This is a genomic window from Thermocrinis minervae (assembly GCF_900142435.1).
In the GTDB taxonomy this organism is placed as follows: Bacteria; Aquificota; Aquificia; order Aquificales; family Aquificaceae; genus Thermocrinis_A; species Thermocrinis_A minervae.
Genome location: NZ_LT670846.1, coordinates 258,015 through 276,094 on the forward strand (window position 1 = coordinate 258,015; position 18,080 = coordinate 276,094).

Genomic DNA, 18,080 nt, shown 5'->3' on the forward strand with positions numbered 1-18,080 from the left:
TTACAATCATGATCCTGAGTGACGGAACCATAAAAAAACTTATAGAGAGAGGAGAGATAAAGATAGAACCCCTGGAGGAGAAAAACATCCAAGCTTCCTCTATAGACCTTCGGCTGGGGGGAGAGATAGCCCTCTACAGGATGGAGAGGATAGACATAAGAGAAAAAGACCTCAAGGTAGAAAAGATAGAGTTGGGTGAAGATGGCTTTTGGATAGAGCCTAAAGCCTTCGTCCTAGCCACCACCTTAGAGTACATAAAGCTTCCAGATTACATAACTGCCTTTGTAGAAGGTAGGTCTTCCTTAGGAAGGTTGGGTCTATTCATAGAGAACGCCGGCTGGGTTGATGCTGGCTTTGAAGGTCAGATAACCCTAGAACTCTATAACGCCAACAACTGTCCCATAAAGCTCTACAAGGGTATGAGGATATGCCAGATTGTCCTAGCTAAGCTTGACAAGAGGGCACAGAAGGCCTACAGAGGCAAGTACTTAGGCCAGAGCGGTGTAACACCTTCAAAGATTTTTATGGATTTTCAGGATTCTTAAGCTCAAGTATCTCAACAGGCTTTCTCCCTGCAAAACCTTCGTTGAGCTCATGCCAGTAGTTTATGTCTTCCTCGTCCTCCTTCCAACAGAGCCATATGTACCTGTTTTCATGGAAGGAAAGAAAGTCTACGAGTATAGGGTCTAGACCTTTTATGACGCCACCCAACGCCTCTATCTTCTGTAGTCCTCTTCTAATATCTTGGTCTAGTTCTCTTATCTGACTTTCTATGTAAAGCTTCTCAAGAGGGTCCTGCTCTTCTTCTAACCTTTCTTCCAAAAGGTACAACTCACTCCTTTTGTCTACAACCTCGCTCACTATGGCTTTTATGAGCGGTAATATCTCTCTAGCCTGCTGCAGATCAAAGATTTTCATAATTTAGTAATATATTCTCTGATGGAGTTAACATCAGAGAAAGTTGCCCTTTTACTCAAAGGTAAGCATATTGGTACACCTCAAAGGTTTAGGAGCGCATGTATAGATTCAAGACAAGTGGAAGAAGGTAGTCTCTTTGTAGCGCTAAAGGGTTCAAGGCACGACGGGCATGATTTTGTCATGCAAGCCTTACAGAAGGGATGTGTGGGAGCTTTGGTTGAAAGAGAGGTTCCAATTCCTGAGGGTAAATTCCTTATAGTGGTTGATAATACGCTCCGCGCCCTTCAGAAGCTTGCCAAGTATAAAAGGGAGAACTTTAGCGGTACCGTGGTGGGCATTGCTGGTTCTGCTGGAAAGACCACCACTAAGGAGATGATAGCCTTTCTCCTTTCAAAGGTGGGTAAGACATGTAAAACTCCCAGGAACCTAAACTCCCAGGTAGGTGTCCCTCTTTCCGTTATCAACTTTGATAGTGATTGTGAGTACTGGGTAGTAGAGATGGGAGCGAGCCAGAAGGGTGATGTAAGAAGGCTAGTGCAGATAGTTAAACCTTCGGTAAGAGTGATAACATCCATAGGTGAGGAACACCTGGAAACCTTTGGTTGCTTAGACGACGTAGTGCTTGGAAACGGAGAGATCTTTTCTGACATGCATGAGGAAGACATAGGTGTAGTACCTTCCTACGTGTACGAATGCTACAAAGACTACAAGGTTATAACCTTTGGTGATGGATCTGAATTTGAAGCCAGGGACGTAAGCTTGTCCTTGGAGGGTGTGAGCTTTAACGTCCAAGGGGTGAGGATATTTATACCCATACCGAGTTTTGCAGTAGTGGAAAATGCTCTCTGCAGCCTTGCTACTATTAAGGCCATGGGTTTAGACTGGAAGAAGCTGGCAGAGAACCTTAGCCAGTTTAAACCTGTGGAAGGAAGGTTTAGGGTTATAAAGGCAGGCCCTAACACTCTTATAGATGATTCTTACAACGCAAACCCTCCATCTGTGAGGATGGCCCTGAAGACCCTGTCCCGACTTCCAGGTAAGAGGATGGCAGTTCTGGGAGATATGTTAGAGCTCGGTTCAGACAGCGAGAGGTATCATAGGGAAATAGGAAGCTTGTGTGCAGAGCTCGGTATAGACGAATGTGTCTTCTACGGTAAGGAGATGTTCTACGCCTACCAAGAGTGCAAAAGGCTAAAGCAAGAGTGTTATCACTTTGATGAGGAGGATGAGCTTTTGAGTTTGATAAAAGGTAAGTACGGCTGGATCATACTCTTCAAAGGCTCCAGGGGTATGCGCATGGAGAGGTTCATCGAGAGGTTGTTGAATGATTGGCACTTTAGCATATAATAATATAATGAAATTCTTATATACTGTTCGGTAAAGGAGAAGAAGTATGAGAGCTGTGCTCTTTTTGATATTTCTAGTGTCGCTTGGCTTCTCGGGAGAGGTGGTCACTCTTAGGCAAGCGATGGAGAGTGCCCTTCAGAACAGCCTTGAGATAAAGTCCTCAAAGAGAGAGGTTATGGCTCAGGAGAGGGAACTGAAAAGTGCTATAGGATACTACTTCCCTCGTATAAAAGTGGAAGAAGTTTATACACGCACGGACATACCTGTGTACGCTTTCATGGCCAAGTTAAACCAAAGCAGGATAACACCCTTTGACTTTGACCCCAACAAGCTCAACAATCCTTCTGCCGTGAACAACTTTCAGACCAAGTTCAGTATAGAAGTACCTATATGGATGGGCGGGAAAACCCAGGCCATGGTAGAAGCCTCCAGGCATAGCTTGTCTGCAACCCGCTTAGAGGCCAGTAAAAAAGAAGAAGAATCGCTTTTCAAGACTTACCAAGCTTATGCAGATGCTTTTGTAGCTAAAAAGATGGTTGAGACAGCCAAAACCTCCTTAAAGGAAGCTGAGGAACATGTCAGGCTCGCGGAGAGTACCTACAAGGTAGGGATATCCCTCCTAGCGGACGTACTCAGGGCAAAAGTATACTTATCCAAAGCCCAAGAGATGCTCTCCACAGCCCAGAACAACTACCAGATTGCCAAGAGAGGTCTAGAGCTAGTTACTAACACCACCTTCGGAGACTTTGACGTGGAAGACTTAGGACAGTGTCCTAATGTGTCCCTAGAGGAGTTAAAACAGAAGGCTTTAGAAGAACGTAAAGACATAAAGGCCCTTCAGGAGAACATAAAAGCAATGAAGAGCATGCAGATGGCCATACTCGCGGACAACCTTCCACAGGTTTATGCTTTTGGGTCTTATGAACTCAACAATAAGAACAGTCCTTTTGGATCAGATGGTAAAGGATACATGGTGGGTGCTGGCATCTCTTGGACTTTTGATACGGGTCTTTCTGTGTACAACAGATACCTAGCTCAGGGTGAAAGGATAAAGGCGATGGAAGATAGGCTAAAGCTCTTGAAGGACGCGGCCATCTTTGAAGTAGAAAAGGCCTATACCAACTACCTTAACTCTCTTCAAGCTTATAAGTCTGCCCAAGCAAGGGAGGAAGCAAGCAAAGAAACAGTAAGAGTCATGGAGCTTAGGTTTAGACAAGGTTTGGTTAGGATGGTAGACCTTTTAGACGCTCAGACTCAGCTTGATATGGCCAGGTTTGAAAAAGTCCAAGCTCTTGGTAACTGTCATAAGGCATACGCCGAGCTTCTGTACTCAGCAGGTCTTATCAGGGAGGTGCTCAGATGAAGGGATACCTAAAGTACATAGGTTTTTTGGTAGTCATAGGTCTTTTAGTGGCTTGGTTTGTTGGGGCCTTCAAGCATAAAGAACCAGCATACTTGGTAGAGGGACAAAAGCGTACAGTCCAGGGACTAAAGGTAGGTAGCCCAACCCTCTCGCAGACGAGGATAGAGGCCTTTTCTGGAAGCGTAGTAGCAGACCAAACAGCTCACATCTCAACCCGCATAATGGGCAAAGTGCAGAAAGTCTACGTGAAGGAAGGTGATTTTGTAAAGGCTGGACAACTTCTAGTAAGCGTGGATGCTTCCGACGTACTTTCTCAAGCGAGCGCAGTAGAAAAGCAGATAACCCAAGCTCAAGAAGCTTACAAGGCAGCCTTGGCCAACTACGAAGCTGTAAAAAAGACCTACGAAAGATATGAAGCCCTCCTAAAGGAAGGGGCGGTAACCCAACAGGAATTTGATCAGGTCAAGGCTCAGTACGAGGCTGCCCTAGCAGGTGTGAGACAGGCCCAAGCAGGTATAGAAGCCCTTAAGTATCAAAGACAGGCAGTTGCTTCTAACTTGAACTACGCCACACTTAGGGCACCTTTTAGTGGGTATGTGACAGTCAAGAACGTTAACGAAGGCGATATAGCAGTGCCAGGACAGCCACTCCTTACCTTGGAAAAATCTCCTTACAAAGTGGAATTCTACCTGCCTGAAAGGTATCTAGGTAAGATAAAGCCAGGGCAGATCTTTGATGTTCAGGTGGATCCTGTGGGTGTAGTAAAGGGTAGGGTAGTAGAAGTTTCTCCAGCTTTGGACCCCATGAGCAGGACCTTTAGGGTAAAGCTTCTCTTGGAGGACAACCCTTCTGTTAGAAGTGGTATGTACGCAAAACTTCTCATACCTGAGGAAGGCAAGACAATCTTAGTTCCAGAAAGCGCCATCTACAGAAGGCATGACTTCACTGGAGTATTTGTAGTAAGACCTGATAATACTCTAGAGCTGAGGTTCGTAAAGCTTGGCCAGAAGGTGGGTGACATGGTAGAGGTACTTTCCGGACTTGAAGGTAACGAGAGGATAGTCATAGAGGGTGTTGAAAAGGCCTGCGATGGATGTAGGATAGGAGGCTAAAGGATGTATGGGTTCGCTGGAAGACTTGCTCACTATTTCATAGACTCAAAGCTTACTCCCATAATAGTTTTAGTCTCTTTGGCCCTTGGAGCCTTTGCCATAATAACCACACCTAAAGAAGAGGAGCCTCAAATAATAGTTCCCATGATAGACATATACCTCTCCTACCCTGGAGCTTCCCCCCAGGAAGTTGAGAGGAGAGTGGTTGAGCCCCTAGAAAAGAAACTCTGGGAGTTGAAAGACATAGAGTATCTATACTCGGCATCTTCTGAAGGACAGGCTATAGTTACAGCCAGGTTCTATGTAGGAACGGACCCTGTAAAGGCCCTGGTAGATCTAAACACCAAGATGATGTCTGCCATGGACGTGGCACCACCGGGAGTCTCCTTACCACCTCTCATAAAGCCAAAATCCATAGATGACGTACCAATAGTTACACTCACCCTATGGGGTAAGAACTATGACTGGTACGACCTTAGGAAGTTTGCTGCCGTACTGGAGACGGAGATAAAGAAGATAAACAACGTGGCGGATGTGTTCATAGTAGGTGGAAGACCTAGAGAGCTGAGGGTTGTGTTGGACCCTCAAAAGTTAGAGTACTACCGTGTATCTCCTCTTTACATAGCAAAAGTGATACAGGCAGCCAACTCTCAATTGCAAGTGGGGACACTAAAGGGAGAAGGTAAGGAATACCTGGTAAAAACAGGCGATTTTATAAAGTCAAAGGAAGATCTAGAGAACTTAGTAGTAGGCGTGTTTAATGGTAGGCCCGTATTTTTGAGGGATGTAGCCAAGATAGAGGATGGTCCATCGGACATAAAGGACTACGTGCTAATGGGATTTGGGCCTAAGTATGAACAGAAGAATATAAAGGGAGTGACTACCTCTGACCTGTACCCTGCTGTAACCATAGCAGTAGCCAAAAGGAAGGGGACCAACGCCGTAGATGTAGCAGAGGAGATTCTAAAGGTGGTAGAACATGTTAAAGGTACCATGCTTCCTTCTGACCTTAACATAACAGTAACAAGAAACTACGGAGAGACTGCAAAAGAGAAGGCAGACGAGCTCATAAAGAAGCTCTTCATAGCTACCTTCTCTGTAGTTCTTCTCATAGCGGTAACTCTTGGGTTTAAGGAGGCTATAGTAGTAGCAATAGCCGTACCTGTTACTCTGGCACTTGCCTTGTTCCTGAGTGAACTCCTTGGGTTTACTCTCAACAGAGTTACTCTCTTTGCCCTCATCTTCTCCATAGGTATACTCGTGGACGACGCCATAGTGGTAGTTGAGAACATTCACAGATGGTTTGAGTTACAGCTTGCTAAAACTCCCAGGGAGGCTATAGTCAGGGCTACGGATGAAGTAGGAAACCCCACCATACTAGCTACCTTTACCGTAATAGCTGCCCTGATGCCCATGGCCTTTGTGAGCGGTCTTATGGGACCCTACATGAGACCTATCCCCATTAACTCTTCTTCTGCAATGCTCTTCTCTCTATTCGTTGCCTTCATGATAACACCGTGGGCATCTTACATATTCCTGAGGGACAAATTTGATAAAGCCCACGAAGAGCATAAGGAGATAGACATAAAGTCCACAGTCTTCTGGAAGATATACTCGCGCATAATGGTCCCACTTCTGACAAGCAAGGCAAAGCGTTACGCACTTTATACGGCTACCATACTCTTGCTTCTTGGCTCTGTATCCCTTCTCGTCTTCAAGGTGGTCTTAGTGAAGATGCTACCCTATGACAACAAGAGTGAGGTACAGATAGTCATAGACATGCCGGAAGATGCAACCCTCGAGAGGACTTTGCAGGTAGCAAAAGCTATTGGTGAGTACATATCCAAAGAGAGCATAGTCACAGATTACCAGATATACGTTGGAACCTCTGCACCTTTTAACTTCAACGGTCTTGTAAGACACTACTACCTTAGGCAGGCACCTTACTATGCAGACATACAGGTTAACCTCATTCCCAAGGATGAAAGAAAAGAACAGTCGCACGACTTTGCAAAGAGGATAAGGCCCAAGGTAGAGGAGATAGCCAGAAGGTACGGTGTTAAGTACGTAGCTGTGGTAGAAGTGCCTCCTGGTCCTCCTGTGCTATCCCCCATAGTGGCGGAAGTATACGCTCCAGACTTTGAAACCCAGCAGAAGGTGGCCAAGGAGGTTCTGAAGATTTTCAGGTCATCACCAGCTATCGTAGACTCAGGTATATACTTAGAGGATCCTGTCCCAACGCTCAAGATCTCTGTGGATGAATACAAGGCTAAAATGGCAGGTCTTACAAAGGAGGAAGTAGTACAGACTCTAGCTGCCCTCATACATGGTTACAGGGTTGATGTAGCAAGGAACACGGCCACAGAAAATACTCCAATAGTTATAAGACTTGAAGAGAAGTACAGAACCCTTGATCTACTAAAAACACTAAAGATACCCACGAGGGATGGAAGGTTAGTAGCCCTGTCCGATATAGTCCAGGTGAAGGAAGAGCCAAGAGAACCCACTATATACAGGAAGAACCTCCGTAGAGTAATCTACGTAATAGGTGACGCGGGTGGAAGGGAAGAGGCACCCTTCTATGGGATCTTCGCTGTAAGGAGTAAAGTTCTAGACATACCTAACCCTTATGGGCCTATAAAGGAACTGTGGATGTCCTTACCTTTAGTGGAGGACGGTGTCTATGTCAAATGGGATGGTGAGATGCACATAACGCTGGAGGTCTTCAGAGACCTTGGTCTGGCCTTTGCTGTGGCACTCTTCATAATGTATGTTCTCATACTCGGATGGTTCAAAGACTTTAAGATACCTGGCATAATCATGGCACCAATACCACTTACCTTAGTGGGTATAATCCCAGGGCATGCCTTACTCGGTGCCTTCTTTACGGCTACATCCATGATAGGCTTTATAGCCCTTGCAGGTATAATAGTCAGGAACTCCATACTTCTTGTAGACTTCGCTGAGGAAAGGATAAAGCAAGGAGTGCCCATACACTTGGCAGTGGTTGAGTCTGGAGTTATAAGGACAAGGCCCATACTGCTCACGGCTGTAGCTCTTATAGTGGGTTCCTTTGTGATACTCTTTGACCCCATATTCAACGGCCTTGCCGTCTCACTTATATTTGGAACTATAGGTTCAACGGCTCTCACTCTGGTCCTGATCCCAGTTATGTACTACGCTTCAAAGACCAAAAAGATAGAAGTACCCTCCCCTGAGGAGATTCAAAGGGATATCCTAAGGTAAGCCTGGTGCAGTGCCAGGCTTTTGCCTTCTAACACATTCCCACATGGCTATAGCTCCTGCAGAGGAAACGTTTAAAGAGTTTATCTTTCCTGCCATGGGTATAGTCACCACTAGGTCCGAAACCTCTAACACACTCTTAGACACTCCTTCGCCTTCAGATCCAAGTACAAGGGCACAGGGTAAGGGTATGTCTACATCTCTTATGTCCTTCCCTCCCCTTTCCACAGCTATTACCCATCCACCAAGCTTCTTAAACTCTAGGAGTGCCTTAGCCAAGGAAGGTACCTTAGAGAGTTTTAGGTTGAACACAGCACCCGAGGAGGCCTTAACAACTGTCTGGTTTATGGGGCAGGACCTATCCTTTGGCATAAGAGCGCCAACACCCCCAAGAACTTCACACGTTCTGAGCAGATTTCCTACGTTTTGAGGGTCTGTGATATGATCCAACACCAGGAAGAAAGAGTTTCTGTTTTTAGTATCCCAAAATAGCTCTTCAGGGCTTACGTACTCTATAGGGCTAAGTAAGGCCACTATACCTTGTGTTTTCTTAGTCTTTGCTAGTTCTTCCAGCTTTTGCCTTGGTACTTTCTGTATCTTTATTCCCCTTTCCTTACAGAGTTTAACTACTTGGTGTGGAGGATGAGAGTCGTGAGCTACCAATACCTTCTCCAAACTTTTACCAGACCTTAGAGCTTCTATAACTGGATTCTTACCGTATATAACTAGCACCCATCTTCCTCCTTTTTTCTTTTACAAACTCAAGGACTCCTTGATAGTCTCTTGTGTTTAGTACCAGCTCAGGCCTTGCCCACCCTCTTCGTGCAAGGCCAACGCCTAGGGTTATGTAAGACAGGTGTTTTGGTGCATGTGCATCAGTAACTATTGCTATGTAGACACCTTCCTCCATGCATCTTCTTATCCACTCAGGCGGTAGATCAGCCCTGAAGGTGTTTAGCTCAAGGGCCGTTGATGTTTCCTTTGCCATCTGGAGTACCTTTTTCATATCCAGTGGATAACCCTCCCTGGAGCCGTAGGCCCTTCCTGTTGGATGACCTATGAGGTTTACGTATGGGTTTTCCATGGCTTTGAGTATCCTGTAGGTGTTGTCTTGGTTAAGGCGCGAGTGGATGGAGGCTACCACAAAGTCGAACTCCTCCAAAAGCTCGTCTGGAAGATCAAGACTGCCATCGGGGAGTATATCCACCTCGCAACCCTTCAGTATATGAAACCCTAATGGTTCATACTCTTCCCTCAGTCTTTCTATCTCCTTCCATTGTTTCCTGTACCTTTCGGGATCAAGGCCGTTGGCAACTCTGGATGACTGGGAGTGATCACCTATTACTATGTACTTGTGACCAAGTTCATAAGCAGTTCTAACCATCTGTTCAAGGCTTGCAACTCCATCGCTCCAGTTGGTGTGCATATGAAAGTCCCCCTTTATATCCGAGTAGTCAACGAGCCTAGGAAGCTTGCCCTGCAAGGCAAGCTCTACTTCTCCCGTATTTTCCCTTATCTCAGGAGGTGGAGTCTGCATCCCTAGAAGAGAGTAAACTTCCTCTTCTGTGGCACCACCTAGGTACTCACCTGTGTCAGCCCTGAAAACGCCGTACTCGTTGACCTTTAGTCCCTTCTCTTTTGCTATATCCCTTATACGTATGTTGTGCTCCTTTGAACCTGTAAAGTATTGGAGAGCAGCTCCAAATTGGTGGGGTTCTACGGTCCTGAGGTCTACCTGTCTACCGTTGCTTAGGACCACGCTCGATTTGGTCTCACCCTTTAGGAGAACCTCTTTCACGTCGGGGAACCTTATAAAGTGTTCGTGTATCCTTGGCCAGTTTTCAGCTTTTGCCGACACTAGTATGTCTATATCGCCTATGGTCTCCTTCCTTCTTCTTAAGCTTCCAGCCAATTCTATCTTTTCAATCAGATGGCCTATCTGCTTCATGTAATCTACGTAGGATGTGCCAATATCGTAGGCCTCTATAAGGCTCATTCTCTCTTTGCTCCTTTCCCAAAGCTCTAAGCCACGTAGGATGTTTTGGATCTTCTTCTCTCCAAAGCCAGGTAGGAAGGCTAGCTTACCAGTTCGCAAGGCTCTTATAAAATCATCTTTGGTCCTTATCTTGAGTTTGTCATATGCTAAGCGTAGGGTTTTGGGTCCTATACCTGGTACCTCCAAGAGCTCCAAGAGGTCTTCTGGGACTTGCTTTTTTAACTCTTCGTACCTCTTTATGGTTCCTGTGCGGAGATACTCCACTATTTTCTCTATAGTGGACTCACCTATACCTGGCAACTCTCTTATCTTTCCTGTTTTGACTAGTTCTTCTACATCTTGATCAAGCTCGGATAGGATTTCCGCAGCCCTCCTGTAGGTGGCTATACGATAGGGGTTTTCTCCCAAGAATTCAAGCATATCTGCCATTCTTTCGAAAAGCTTGGCGAGTTCTTTGTTTTTGTTCATAAGTTAAAAGATACTTCCCTTCAACCTGTTTATATTGACCATAGTTTGGGCCATCTGAAGCTTTTTTTCTTCCGTTTGCTGAATAAGAAAATTAAGAAGGTTTAAACACTCTTTAGCCTCTTCCAAGGTAAGGTTTTTAAAGTGTTCCTCCGAGAGGCTTTTAAGTTTGGATATAGCTTCTTCCCACTTTTCTTCTTTGATCAGCAATTGGCATTCTAGTAAGAGTGCTTTAAGGTTTTCCATAGTGTTCTTTTTCCACGTCCTCCCAAGCAGACTTTAGCTCCCAGAGGACCTTTATCATCTTCTCTAACGTCTCGGGGTCATCTTGTAAAGAAAGCCTCACAAGATCGTTGCTTAAAGCCTGATAGATTTCTCTCAGATTCTTGGCTATCTCTCCACCCTTTTCAAGGTCTAGAGTACTGTCCAAGACTGTTATTATCTCCTGGGCTCTTCCAAGATTTTCAAGTTTCTCTTTTAATTCTTCGGGAGATTGTTCTCTCTTTCGAGATATATCAAGGGCACTTTCTAAACATGCTATGGCCTTTTCGTACAGAAGGATCACAAGCCTTACGGGGTTTGAGGTCATTACCATGTTCTCAAGGTATGCGTTCATCCTTTACCTCCTTGCATCTGAGACAGCGTAACTATAAAGTCCTGAAGCCTTTGTTTTATGTTGTTCGCCTGGAGCATAAAGGCTTCTACCTTAGAAAACTCAAGTCTTAGACTTTCTTCTTCCTTAGCAAGCTGCTGTGAGATCTCTTCGTATCTTTTCTGCAGGCTATATATCCTTGACTGATACTCACCTATCAAGGAGTTAAAAAAGTTGGACTGTTTTGAGAGATAGTTAGAGAGGGCATCCTTTAAGCGTGTTAGCGTATTATACACGTTATTTCTATCACTGTTCATTAGGCTGCTCAGCATATCTGTGTTTAGTGAGGCTGTACCGTCTTCATTGTAGTTTATGATTCCCATTCTTACGAGTGGATCTAAGAGTGTGCTTAGGTCTGTAAGGATTCCCCTGACTACAGAGTTACCCTGGAAGGGTGCATTCAGTCCTGTGGCCTCAGAGACCTTTTTAACCACATCGTTGTAGGCTTTTAGCACAGAGTTTAAGAAGTCTGTCACCTTGGAGTTATCTTCTTGTATGCTGACGTTGCTAGAGCCTACAGACTTGGCCGTTATGCTAACCCCTGAAAACACGTTACTGAAGGTGTTGGAAGGGTTGCTTATGGGTGTTCCAGAGCCTATCTGTATTTGAGCGTTCTGAGCTCCTTGGATGAGAAGGTTATAACCAAACTGGTATGGCAGGTTTCCCACGAGATGTATCGCTTTTGTACTAAGGTCAGGAGCTGTCTCTACGGTGGAGTTTGCCTCATCCGTTTCAGAAAGCATGAGCTTGTAATTAGTCCCGTCGTAATAGACAGAAGCTTTTACGTAATTTTGAACGGAGTTTATCTTGTTTACTATATCTTGGAGTGTGTCGGTACTGTTGTAGGATATGGTAAAGTCCTTGTAGTCCGTGAGTGAGGTGTAGTACCTGAGGGTGAAGGTCCCTGAAGTGCCTATATTCTCTGTGAGTGAGGAGAAACCATTTCCGTAAACGAGGATTTCCTTCTGTGCAAGTTTGTTTACATTCACGGAAAAGTTTATGTCTGGTGCATCCTGGGATACATTGACAGAGATAACATTTGGATCGGATACGTCAGCCTTCTTTGCTCTGAAAAGATCGTCTATGTTTACACCGCTTATGGTAGAGCTAAAAGCTGAGAGGGAAGAGGCTATGCCTGAGAGTATATCCTTTTGTTGAGAATACTGTTGAGTCTGCTTTTGTATATCTTGCAGAGGCTTAGACTTTAATTGGATTATCTGGTCTATTATCGACCCCCAGTCAAATTGGCCTGTTACGTTGCTAAGGTAGAACTCTCCAGCCATCACTCCCTCCTCTCTAAGAGTATACCAAGCATCTGGTCTATTTTTTTCATGAGTTCAAGAAGGTACTCTGGAGGTATCTGCCTTATCACCTCGTTTGTCTCTATGTTTATGATCTTTACCACTGGTATTTCAAGGTCTTTGTCTATGTCTATCTTGAGTTGTATATTGAAGTAATCAAGCTTCCTTCTTATTTCTTCCAGGATCTTTTGCAGCTCTTCTGTGCTGAGATTTCTGGTTTTCTTTTCATCCGTGATGATTTCCCCTGGTATATTCTGAACAGGAGGTTGGGGCGCAGGGCGATTATCCATCTGGGGCAGGGTTTGTGGATTAAACATATTAACTTTACCTACCTCCACTGCACCACACCTCTTATGTTCTTAAAGGGAGGGAACCTACCCTCCCCAAAAGGCTTATCTGAGCAGTTGCAGTACCAGTTGAGGAAGTTGGTTTGCCTGTGCTAGCATAGCTATGGAGGATTGCATTTTTATCTGTAGGCTTGTGAAGTTTGACATCTCCTGAGCATAGTCCGTGTTACGTATGACGTTCTCCGCGTTCTTCGTGTTGTCGTAAGCCACGTTTTGGGCATCGTATATAGACTGTAGATTGTTCATGACTGCGCCTATCTGTGCCCTTATAGTATCGGCCTTCTGTAGTGCTTTTTTCACTATCAGGAGTGCCCTTTCCGCGCCCGCGTTAGTAGAAACGTTAATTGAGTAGAGATTGTTAAAGGTTGCGTTCAGGTTTGCATCCGCCGTTCCATTTGTCCCTACTATATCCACCCCGTTTTCATTGACCACAAAAGGATTGGAGCTGTAAATGCTGAGCTGACCTATTTTTACGGCGTAAGCTGAACCACCGTTTGTAACACCGGTTACGCTTGTAGCACCTTCCAGCAGTTGATCAAAATTTATGGTGGCCGTTCCAGAGCCAGTGTAGGAAGCTTCTATGGCTATGGTTTCTCCGTTGGTGGTCTTGAGGACCAACTTTCCGTTATCTATGGAGGCGGTTACGGGAGCGTTTGCAGCCGATGCCGCTGCGTTGATCTGTGACACCAAGTCGTTGAGCGAAGTGTTTGCGGTTATACCCGTTACACTGAAGGTGGGTGTACCAACAGTGGCCTGACCTATGTAAAAGTTGAGGTTAACAGTTCCAGGGCTTGTAGCGCTTGTTTCTGTAAACACGCCTGTAAAGGTGGCTGCTGTGCTTTGGTTTTTAGCGACGGCCTCTATGCCCATAGCTTGAAGCGATGCATCATTGTTTATGTTTTGGACAGCTGTGGCAGCATCTACAAGGTAAACGTTGGTGCTGTTGTTATAAAGAACCGTTTTACCCCCAACCCTTAGATAATCCCCACTGTCAAGGGTGTAAAGTGTTCCGGTGAGGCTTGTAAGACTACCTGTGCCAGAAGTTACTCTACCGGTTCCATCTACTATGTAAGCACCCAAGGACTGAGCCCTTAAGTCGCCTATGGATACATTTACCACCTGCCCATACCTAGGCCCGTAGTGGATGTACTTATTTTGGAATGTACCATCAAGCAGCTTTATTCCGTTGTATTCAGTGTCCGTACCTATCTTCTGGATGGCATCCACAAAGTTCATTATCTCTTGCTGTAGTGCTGCTCTGGCGTTTGGATCGTTTATGTCGTTGGCAGCTCTTCCAGCCCTTGCATAGATCTCGTTGAGCTTATTGAATACCTGTCCTGCGCTGTTTTCCGCTATGGTAAGAGCAGATATACCCGTCTGGATGTTAAGGTTTCCTGTCTGAAGACCAGAAGCCACTATGGCAAGCTGGTCAGCCACGAAAAGGCCAGCTGAGTCATCGGATGCATTGAGGATCCTTAATCCTGTAGAGAGCCTAAGCAAAGATTTGTTCATCTCCCTCTCCGTCTGGAGTAGGGAGGTGTGTGTTACCGCTGATTCATAGTTGAAGTTAATCCTCAGCGCCATCTTTTTAACCTCCTTCCTGGTATTCTATATGTAATAAATCGGTATTAAACGGGAATTTTTTAAGTGTTTATAATTTACAAAGCACCATGTTAGTCGTGCGGGTAAAAACGGGAGGGAGGTTAAACTTCAACGGTTACTCCTTTGATCTCAAGCCAGGACAAAGGTTACTCTTCGCTAAGGATGTGTTTAACTTACTTAAGGAAGATTACAAGAGATTATTCGAAGAGGATAAGCTTGACCTCCCTCCTGTATACAGGGGTGAGAACTTAAACGGTAAAGTCCTGTTTGTCTTCATGCAAGGAGCCATAGGAGACGTGTTGTGTTCTACAGTAGCGTTGAGGGAGATAAAAAGACGTTACCCTAGGATGAAGCTGTGGGTGGCAGTATCTGGCAAGGCAAAACCTATCCTGGAAGATCTTCCTTATGTAGATAGACTACTACCGCATCCTACCCCACTTTCTGAGGTGAAAAAGGCGGACTACATGGTGAAGGCTGTAGAGATGGTGGGTGGTCCCCAGTTTGACAGTCTTAACATGGTGGAATACTTCCTTTGGAAGTTTTATCTGTATCACGCGCAGGACGAAACGCCAGACGTGGTAGTAAAGGAAGACATAAGAAGAGAGCTAGAGCCCATCTTTGAAAAGATAAGGGAGATCTCAGGTGGTAAGAAGGTTCTGCTTTTTCACTACCTTGCTTCTTCAGTCCACAGAACTCTGCCACCTAAGCTTTTGAAAGACCTCCAAGAACTTATAAGAGATGAGTACATACCCGTTGTATGTTCTTTACCGACAGAGGACATAACGGTGAACGTATCCTTTGAGCTTTACGGTATACAGGCTGTAAACCTCTCACCCTACATGAAAACCGTAAAACATCTTATAGCTGCTGTCTCTCTCTCCGATGCGGTGGTAACTGCTGACACGTCAACGTTACACATAGCTGGAGCTCTCAAAAAGCCTACTGTTCTTATAAGTGGTCCTGTAGAACCTTATAATACCGCCGGTACGTATCCTACGGTCATACCGGTGAGGGCCAACTACACGGGGCAGACTTGCAGAGCACCGTGTGGTATACATGCCATCGCAGAGCCGTGCAACGAAGCAAAGCTTTTGGGAAAGTACTACAGTCCATGCCTTGAAAGTATCCCATCCAAGGTTATAGCCCTGGCCCTAAAGGATGCTCAGCTCCTTTCGCAGGAGGATTTTCCAAAGCCCGAGGTATGCCCCGTGTGTGAACATACGGGAAGCTTTCACCTTTTTGAAGTTATAAACGGCCACAGGATCTTTGAATGTCCTTCGTGTGGTCTACAGTTCGCCCATCCTCTGAAGGCGATGGATTACGAAAAGGCATACGAAGGGAAGTACGAAGACCTGCTTAGCTTTACTAACATACCGTACGAGTCCTACACAAAGGTTTCTACTGCTCGGGAGGAGATAGAAAGATGGTCTGCCCTCCCACGTATAAACGTGCTTTTGCCCATACTCTCTGTGCTCCCCAAGGGTAAACATCTGGACGTGGGTTGTAGTACTGGGTTTTTTATGCTAATAGCCAAGAAGTACGGCTTTGAAAGCTACGGTTTTGATGCTTCAGAAAAGGCGGTGAAGATAGCAAAGGAAAGGTTCAACCTTAGGGTTGTAAAAGCCTTTACCTTTAAGGATCTTCCCGAAGACTTTAAAGGTCCTTACAAGCTCATAACTGCCTTTGAAGTCTTGGAGCACCTAGAGGACCCTGTGGGTTTCCTAAGAGAGGTATACTCCATGCTGGAAGAAGGCGGATTATACCTCATGAGCTGTCCACCATACTTTAAGTTTGAAAACACCGCACTAGGATACAGAAAGTACAAGTGGTGGTATGGAGACTATCCTCCAAACCATCTTACGCGATGGAAACCTTGGACATTGCACTATGCTCTTAAAAAGGCTGGTTTTGACGAAGTCATCATATTTACTGAGCCTCTTATACCTGGTACTGTCCTTGAGGGTATAACACCGCCCGAGGTGATTCTTCAAGATCAGAAGCTGGGTAATATAACTATTCCACGCAGCACGGTAACCCAGCTGATCATAAACACTCTTAAGCCTCTATACCTGAACTCAAGACTTTTGGGAAATTTTCAGTTCGCTATAGCCGTTAAAGGAAAAAGTGATATAGACTGGGAAAGGGTTGTAAGCAGGGCCATAAGGCTTTCTGCAGTGGAGATCATATACAATAGGGATGACCTCATTCTATGAGTTCAAAGATCTTGAAGTTTCTAATGCTCAGATGAACAGAGTAAAGCACTGGGAGGTATGCTCTTAGGTTGTAGTAGTAGAGCTTCTCCGGCGGCATACTTTTTAAAGCATCCACGTTGGTTATGAGGATGTTTTTAAACTCTGCTTTACCCTTGCTTGTTTCAACCGTTAGGTTAGTGTTCACAAGGAGATTATCTTCCACGAGAGTTTTAACAAACTCCATGGCCTGAAGAATATCCCTTCCAAACTCGGTGAGCTTGTTTTTAATGTCCTGAAGGTACTGAGTTTCGTTTCCCTCTTCATCGAAAAGCCTTTGACCTTCTTCTGAGTATGCTGCCTCGTCCACAACTACAATCCCACTCTGGTCGTCTTCCAAAGAAAGTCCAAAAGGGTACAGGTCTATGGCCTTCGGTATGACGTCTACCTTCCATCTTCCTTCTTTGTCTACGAAGAAGTTTCTACCTATGCCAAGTAGGGCAAAGGGGAATAGTCTGTCTCCTGACTTCCCAAACATTACGGGGAAGTACATGCTGCAGGCCAAAAGTTCAGAAAAGCCCAAGGAAACTATGTCCACATCCCTCGCAAAGGAGTAATCTGTCCTTTCAGATACTTTAAAGTCTGCGTGTACCTTTTGGTCTAGAACCGCAGGCTTTTTGAAAGCCTTATGAATTAAGTTCATATGACAATCCCATCATAACCCTTAAGGACGCTAAAGAGTCTCTCAAGCCCTATGGAACATCCTGCACATTCTGGCATATCCTCGTAAGCCCTGAGGAGTTCTTCGTCCATGGGAAGGTTCCCCCTCCATAGCTCCATCCTCCTCTTTATCTCCTCTTTATCTGTCTCCTCCGTCCAACCGTTGGCTATCTCAACACCCTTTATGTAGAGCTCAAACCTTTCCGCGTAGCCATTCCTTATCTTGGCGTAGACGCACAGCCTTTTTGGAAAGTCCTTCAGGAAGGTAAGCTTGTCTTTTCCAAGCTGTCTCTCTACGTCTATGTATATCCTGTAGAAAAGGGTCTCCCAGTCTTCCTTGTCATCAAACTCGTACCCGTAAGCCATGAGGTTGTTCTTGAACACCTCTTCGTCCTCTGACAGTATTATTCCTGCGTATTCTTCGAAGGCTCTTTCCACGCTTATGCTTTCCCAATCAAGCTCGTAGCCTAGGTACCTTACGAGGTCTGTAATCTCTTGCATGAGGTAGTTGTAATCCTTTCCTACCGCGTACCATTCAAGCATGGTAAATTCCTTTCTATGCCACTTTCCCACCGGATCATCTCTGAATACTTTGGCTATCTGGAATATGTCCCTCTTTAGGATACTCAGGAGCTTTTTCATGTAAGGTTCTGGGGAGGTTTGAAGGTAATAGGTTTTTCCACCTATCTCTAGGCTTATGGGTTTTACGTTTGGGTCTATGTTTGGATACTCTAAAAGCACTGGAGTGTGAACTTCAAGGTATCCCCTTCCTTTGAAAAATTCCCTCACTCTGTCTATGAAATCCGACCACTCTTTGGTAAGCAT

The 18,080-nt window shown here is 45.2% G+C and carries 16 protein-coding genes; 6 read left to right on the top strand and 10 right to left on the bottom strand.

What is annotated here, in order from left to right; genetic code table 11:
- Window positions 1–8 precede the first annotated feature (8 nt).
- A complete protein-coding gene (dcd, locus tag B5444_RS01390; protein WP_079653467.1) occupies window positions 9–545 on the top strand; it encodes a dCTP deaminase in 537 nt (178 codons plus the stop codon).
- On the opposite strand, the gene B5444_RS01395 is transcribed toward dcd, so the two are convergent.
- Window positions 523–918 (bottom strand): DUF2203 domain-containing protein, encoded by a 396-nt coding sequence (locus tag B5444_RS01395; protein ID WP_079653468.1) that lies wholly within the window; start codon window positions 916–918, stop codon window positions 523–525. The genes dcd and B5444_RS01395 overlap by 23 nt on opposite strands.
- A gap of 21 nt (window positions 919–939) precedes the next feature.
- Here B5444_RS01395 and B5444_RS01400 point away from each other — a divergent pair, with 21 nt between their 5' ends.
- The 4 genes from B5444_RS01400 to B5444_RS01415 are packed head-to-tail and all read left to right on the top strand — an operon-like array spanning window position 940 to window position 7,986.
- Entirely contained in the window at window positions 940–2,265 is a 1,326-nt protein-coding gene (locus tag B5444_RS01400; RefSeq protein WP_231967129.1) for a UDP-N-acetylmuramoyl-tripeptide--D-alanyl-D-alanine ligase, read from the top strand.
- 46 nt (window positions 2,266–2,311) lie between these two features.
- On the top strand, window positions 2,312–3,628 hold the full coding sequence (locus B5444_RS01405) for a TolC family protein (protein ID WP_079653470.1): 1,317 nt from the start codon (window positions 2,312–2,314) through the stop codon (window positions 3,626–3,628).
- Window positions 3,625–4,740, top strand: a complete 1,116-nt coding sequence (locus B5444_RS01410) for an efflux RND transporter periplasmic adaptor subunit (protein WP_079653471.1) — start codon at window positions 3,625–3,627, stop codon at window positions 4,738–4,740. The genes B5444_RS01405 and B5444_RS01410 overlap by 4 nt, the downstream gene beginning before the upstream one ends.
- Window positions 4,741–4,743: 3 nt before the next feature.
- Complete coding sequence (locus B5444_RS01415; RefSeq protein WP_079653472.1) at window positions 4,744–7,986, top strand: efflux RND transporter permease subunit; 3,243 nt, start codon at window positions 4,744–4,746, stop codon at window positions 7,984–7,986.
- Here B5444_RS01415 and rlmB read toward each other — a convergent pair.
- From rlmB to B5444_RS01450, 7 genes are all read right to left on the bottom strand, one after another.
- Complete coding sequence (gene rlmB / locus B5444_RS01420; RefSeq protein ID WP_079653473.1) at window positions 7,978–8,715, bottom strand: 23S rRNA (guanosine(2251)-2'-O)-methyltransferase RlmB; 738 nt, start codon at window positions 8,713–8,715, stop codon at window positions 7,978–7,980. The genes B5444_RS01415 and rlmB overlap by 9 nt on opposite strands.
- Window positions 8,696–10,447, bottom strand: coding sequence for a DNA polymerase/3'-5' exonuclease PolX (gene polX, locus B5444_RS01425; RefSeq protein WP_079653474.1), 1,752 nt, complete (start codon window positions 10,445–10,447; stop codon window positions 8,696–8,698). The genes rlmB and polX overlap by 20 nt, the downstream gene beginning before the upstream one ends.
- A 3-nt stretch (window positions 10,448–10,450) precedes the next feature.
- Window positions 10,451–10,690, bottom strand: coding sequence for a hypothetical protein (locus tag B5444_RS01430; protein ID WP_079653475.1), 240 nt, complete (start codon window positions 10,688–10,690; stop codon window positions 10,451–10,453).
- Window positions 10,677–11,060, bottom strand: coding sequence for a flagellar export chaperone FliS (gene fliS, locus B5444_RS01435; RefSeq protein WP_079653476.1), 384 nt, complete (start codon window positions 11,058–11,060; stop codon window positions 10,677–10,679). Before fliS ends, B5444_RS01430 begins: the two co-directional genes overlap by 14 nt.
- Entirely contained in the window at window positions 11,057–12,379 is a 1,323-nt protein-coding gene (fliD, locus tag B5444_RS01440; protein ID WP_079653477.1) for a flagellar filament capping protein FliD, read from the bottom strand. Before fliD ends, fliS begins: the two co-directional genes overlap by 4 nt.
- Window positions 12,379–12,714, bottom strand: coding sequence for a flagellar protein FlaG (locus B5444_RS01445; RefSeq protein WP_079653478.1), 336 nt, complete (start codon window positions 12,712–12,714; stop codon window positions 12,379–12,381). The genes fliD and B5444_RS01445 overlap by 1 nt, the downstream gene beginning before the upstream one ends.
- A gap of 75 nt (window positions 12,715–12,789) precedes the next feature.
- Entirely contained in the window at window positions 12,790–14,328 is a 1,539-nt protein-coding gene (locus tag B5444_RS01450) for a flagellin N-terminal helical domain-containing protein (RefSeq protein ID WP_079653479.1), read from the bottom strand.
- A gap of 86 nt (window positions 14,329–14,414) precedes the next feature.
- Between B5444_RS01450 and B5444_RS01455 the strand changes: the two genes are divergently transcribed.
- The gene (locus B5444_RS01455) at window positions 14,415–16,559 is read left to right on the top strand and encodes a methyltransferase domain-containing protein (RefSeq protein WP_079653480.1); all 2,145 of its coding nucleotides are present in this window, start codon (window positions 14,415–14,417) and stop codon (window positions 16,557–16,559) included.
- On the opposite strand, the gene B5444_RS01460 is transcribed toward B5444_RS01455, so the two are convergent.
- Together B5444_RS01460 and epmA are read right to left on the bottom strand one after the other, a co-directional pair.
- Window positions 16,549–17,238, bottom strand: a complete 690-nt coding sequence (locus tag B5444_RS01460) for a SapC family protein (RefSeq protein WP_079653481.1) — start codon at window positions 17,236–17,238, stop codon at window positions 16,549–16,551. The two genes, B5444_RS01455 and B5444_RS01460, sit on opposite strands and share 11 nt — an antisense overlap.
- Window positions 17,235–18,080 carry an elongation factor P--(R)-beta-lysine ligase gene (gene epmA, locus B5444_RS01465; RefSeq protein WP_079653482.1) on the bottom strand — a complete coding sequence of 282 codons (846 nt, stop codon included), beginning with the start codon at window positions 18,078–18,080 and terminating at the stop codon, window positions 17,235–17,237. Before epmA ends, B5444_RS01460 begins: the two co-directional genes overlap by 4 nt.

Excerpts from the sequence above, each read along its gene's own strand:
- dcd (WP_079653467.1), top strand. The coding sequence starts at position 9 with ATGATCCTGAGTGACGGAACCATAAAAAAACTTATAGAGAGAGGAGAG.
- B5444_RS01445 (WP_079653478.1), bottom strand. The coding sequence starts at position 12,714 with ATGTTTAATCCACAAACCCTGCCCCAGATGGATAATCGCCCTGCGCCC.
- B5444_RS01410 (WP_079653471.1), top strand. The coding sequence starts at position 3,625 with ATGAAGGGATACCTAAAGTACATAGGTTTTTTGGTAGTCATAGGTCTT.
- B5444_RS01395 (WP_079653468.1), bottom strand. The coding sequence starts at position 918 with ATGAAAATCTTTGATCTGCAGCAGGCTAGAGAGATATTACCGCTCATA.
- polX (WP_079653474.1), bottom strand. The coding sequence starts at position 10,447 with ATGAACAAAAACAAAGAACTCGCCAAGCTTTTCGAAAGAATGGCAGAT.
- B5444_RS01400 (WP_231967129.1), top strand. The coding sequence starts at position 940 with ATGGAGTTAACATCAGAGAAAGTTGCCCTTTTACTCAAAGGTAAGCAT.
- B5444_RS01455 (WP_079653480.1), top strand. The coding sequence starts at position 14,415 with ATGTTAGTCGTGCGGGTAAAAACGGGAGGGAGGTTAAACTTCAACGGT.
- B5444_RS01450 (WP_079653479.1), bottom strand. The coding sequence starts at position 14,328 with ATGGCGCTGAGGATTAACTTCAACTATGAATCAGCGGTAACACACACC.
- B5444_RS01460 (WP_079653481.1), bottom strand. The coding sequence starts at position 17,238 with ATGAACTTAATTCATAAGGCTTTCAAAAAGCCTGCGGTTCTAGACCAA.
- B5444_RS01430 (WP_079653475.1), bottom strand. The coding sequence starts at position 10,690 with ATGGAAAACCTTAAAGCACTCTTACTAGAATGCCAATTGCTGATCAAA.
- epmA (WP_079653482.1), bottom strand. The coding sequence starts at position 18,080 with ATGCTTACCAAAGAGTGGTCGGATTTCATAGACAGAGTGAGGGAATTT.
- B5444_RS01405 (WP_079653470.1), top strand. The coding sequence starts at position 2,312 with ATGAGAGCTGTGCTCTTTTTGATATTTCTAGTGTCGCTTGGCTTCTCG.
- fliS (WP_079653476.1), bottom strand. The coding sequence starts at position 11,060 with ATGAACGCATACCTTGAGAACATGGTAATGACCTCAAACCCCGTAAGG.
- B5444_RS01415 (WP_079653472.1), top strand. The coding sequence starts at position 4,744 with ATGTATGGGTTCGCTGGAAGACTTGCTCACTATTTCATAGACTCAAAG.
- fliD (WP_079653477.1), bottom strand. The coding sequence starts at position 12,379 with ATGGCTGGAGAGTTCTACCTTAGCAACGTAACAGGCCAATTTGACTGG.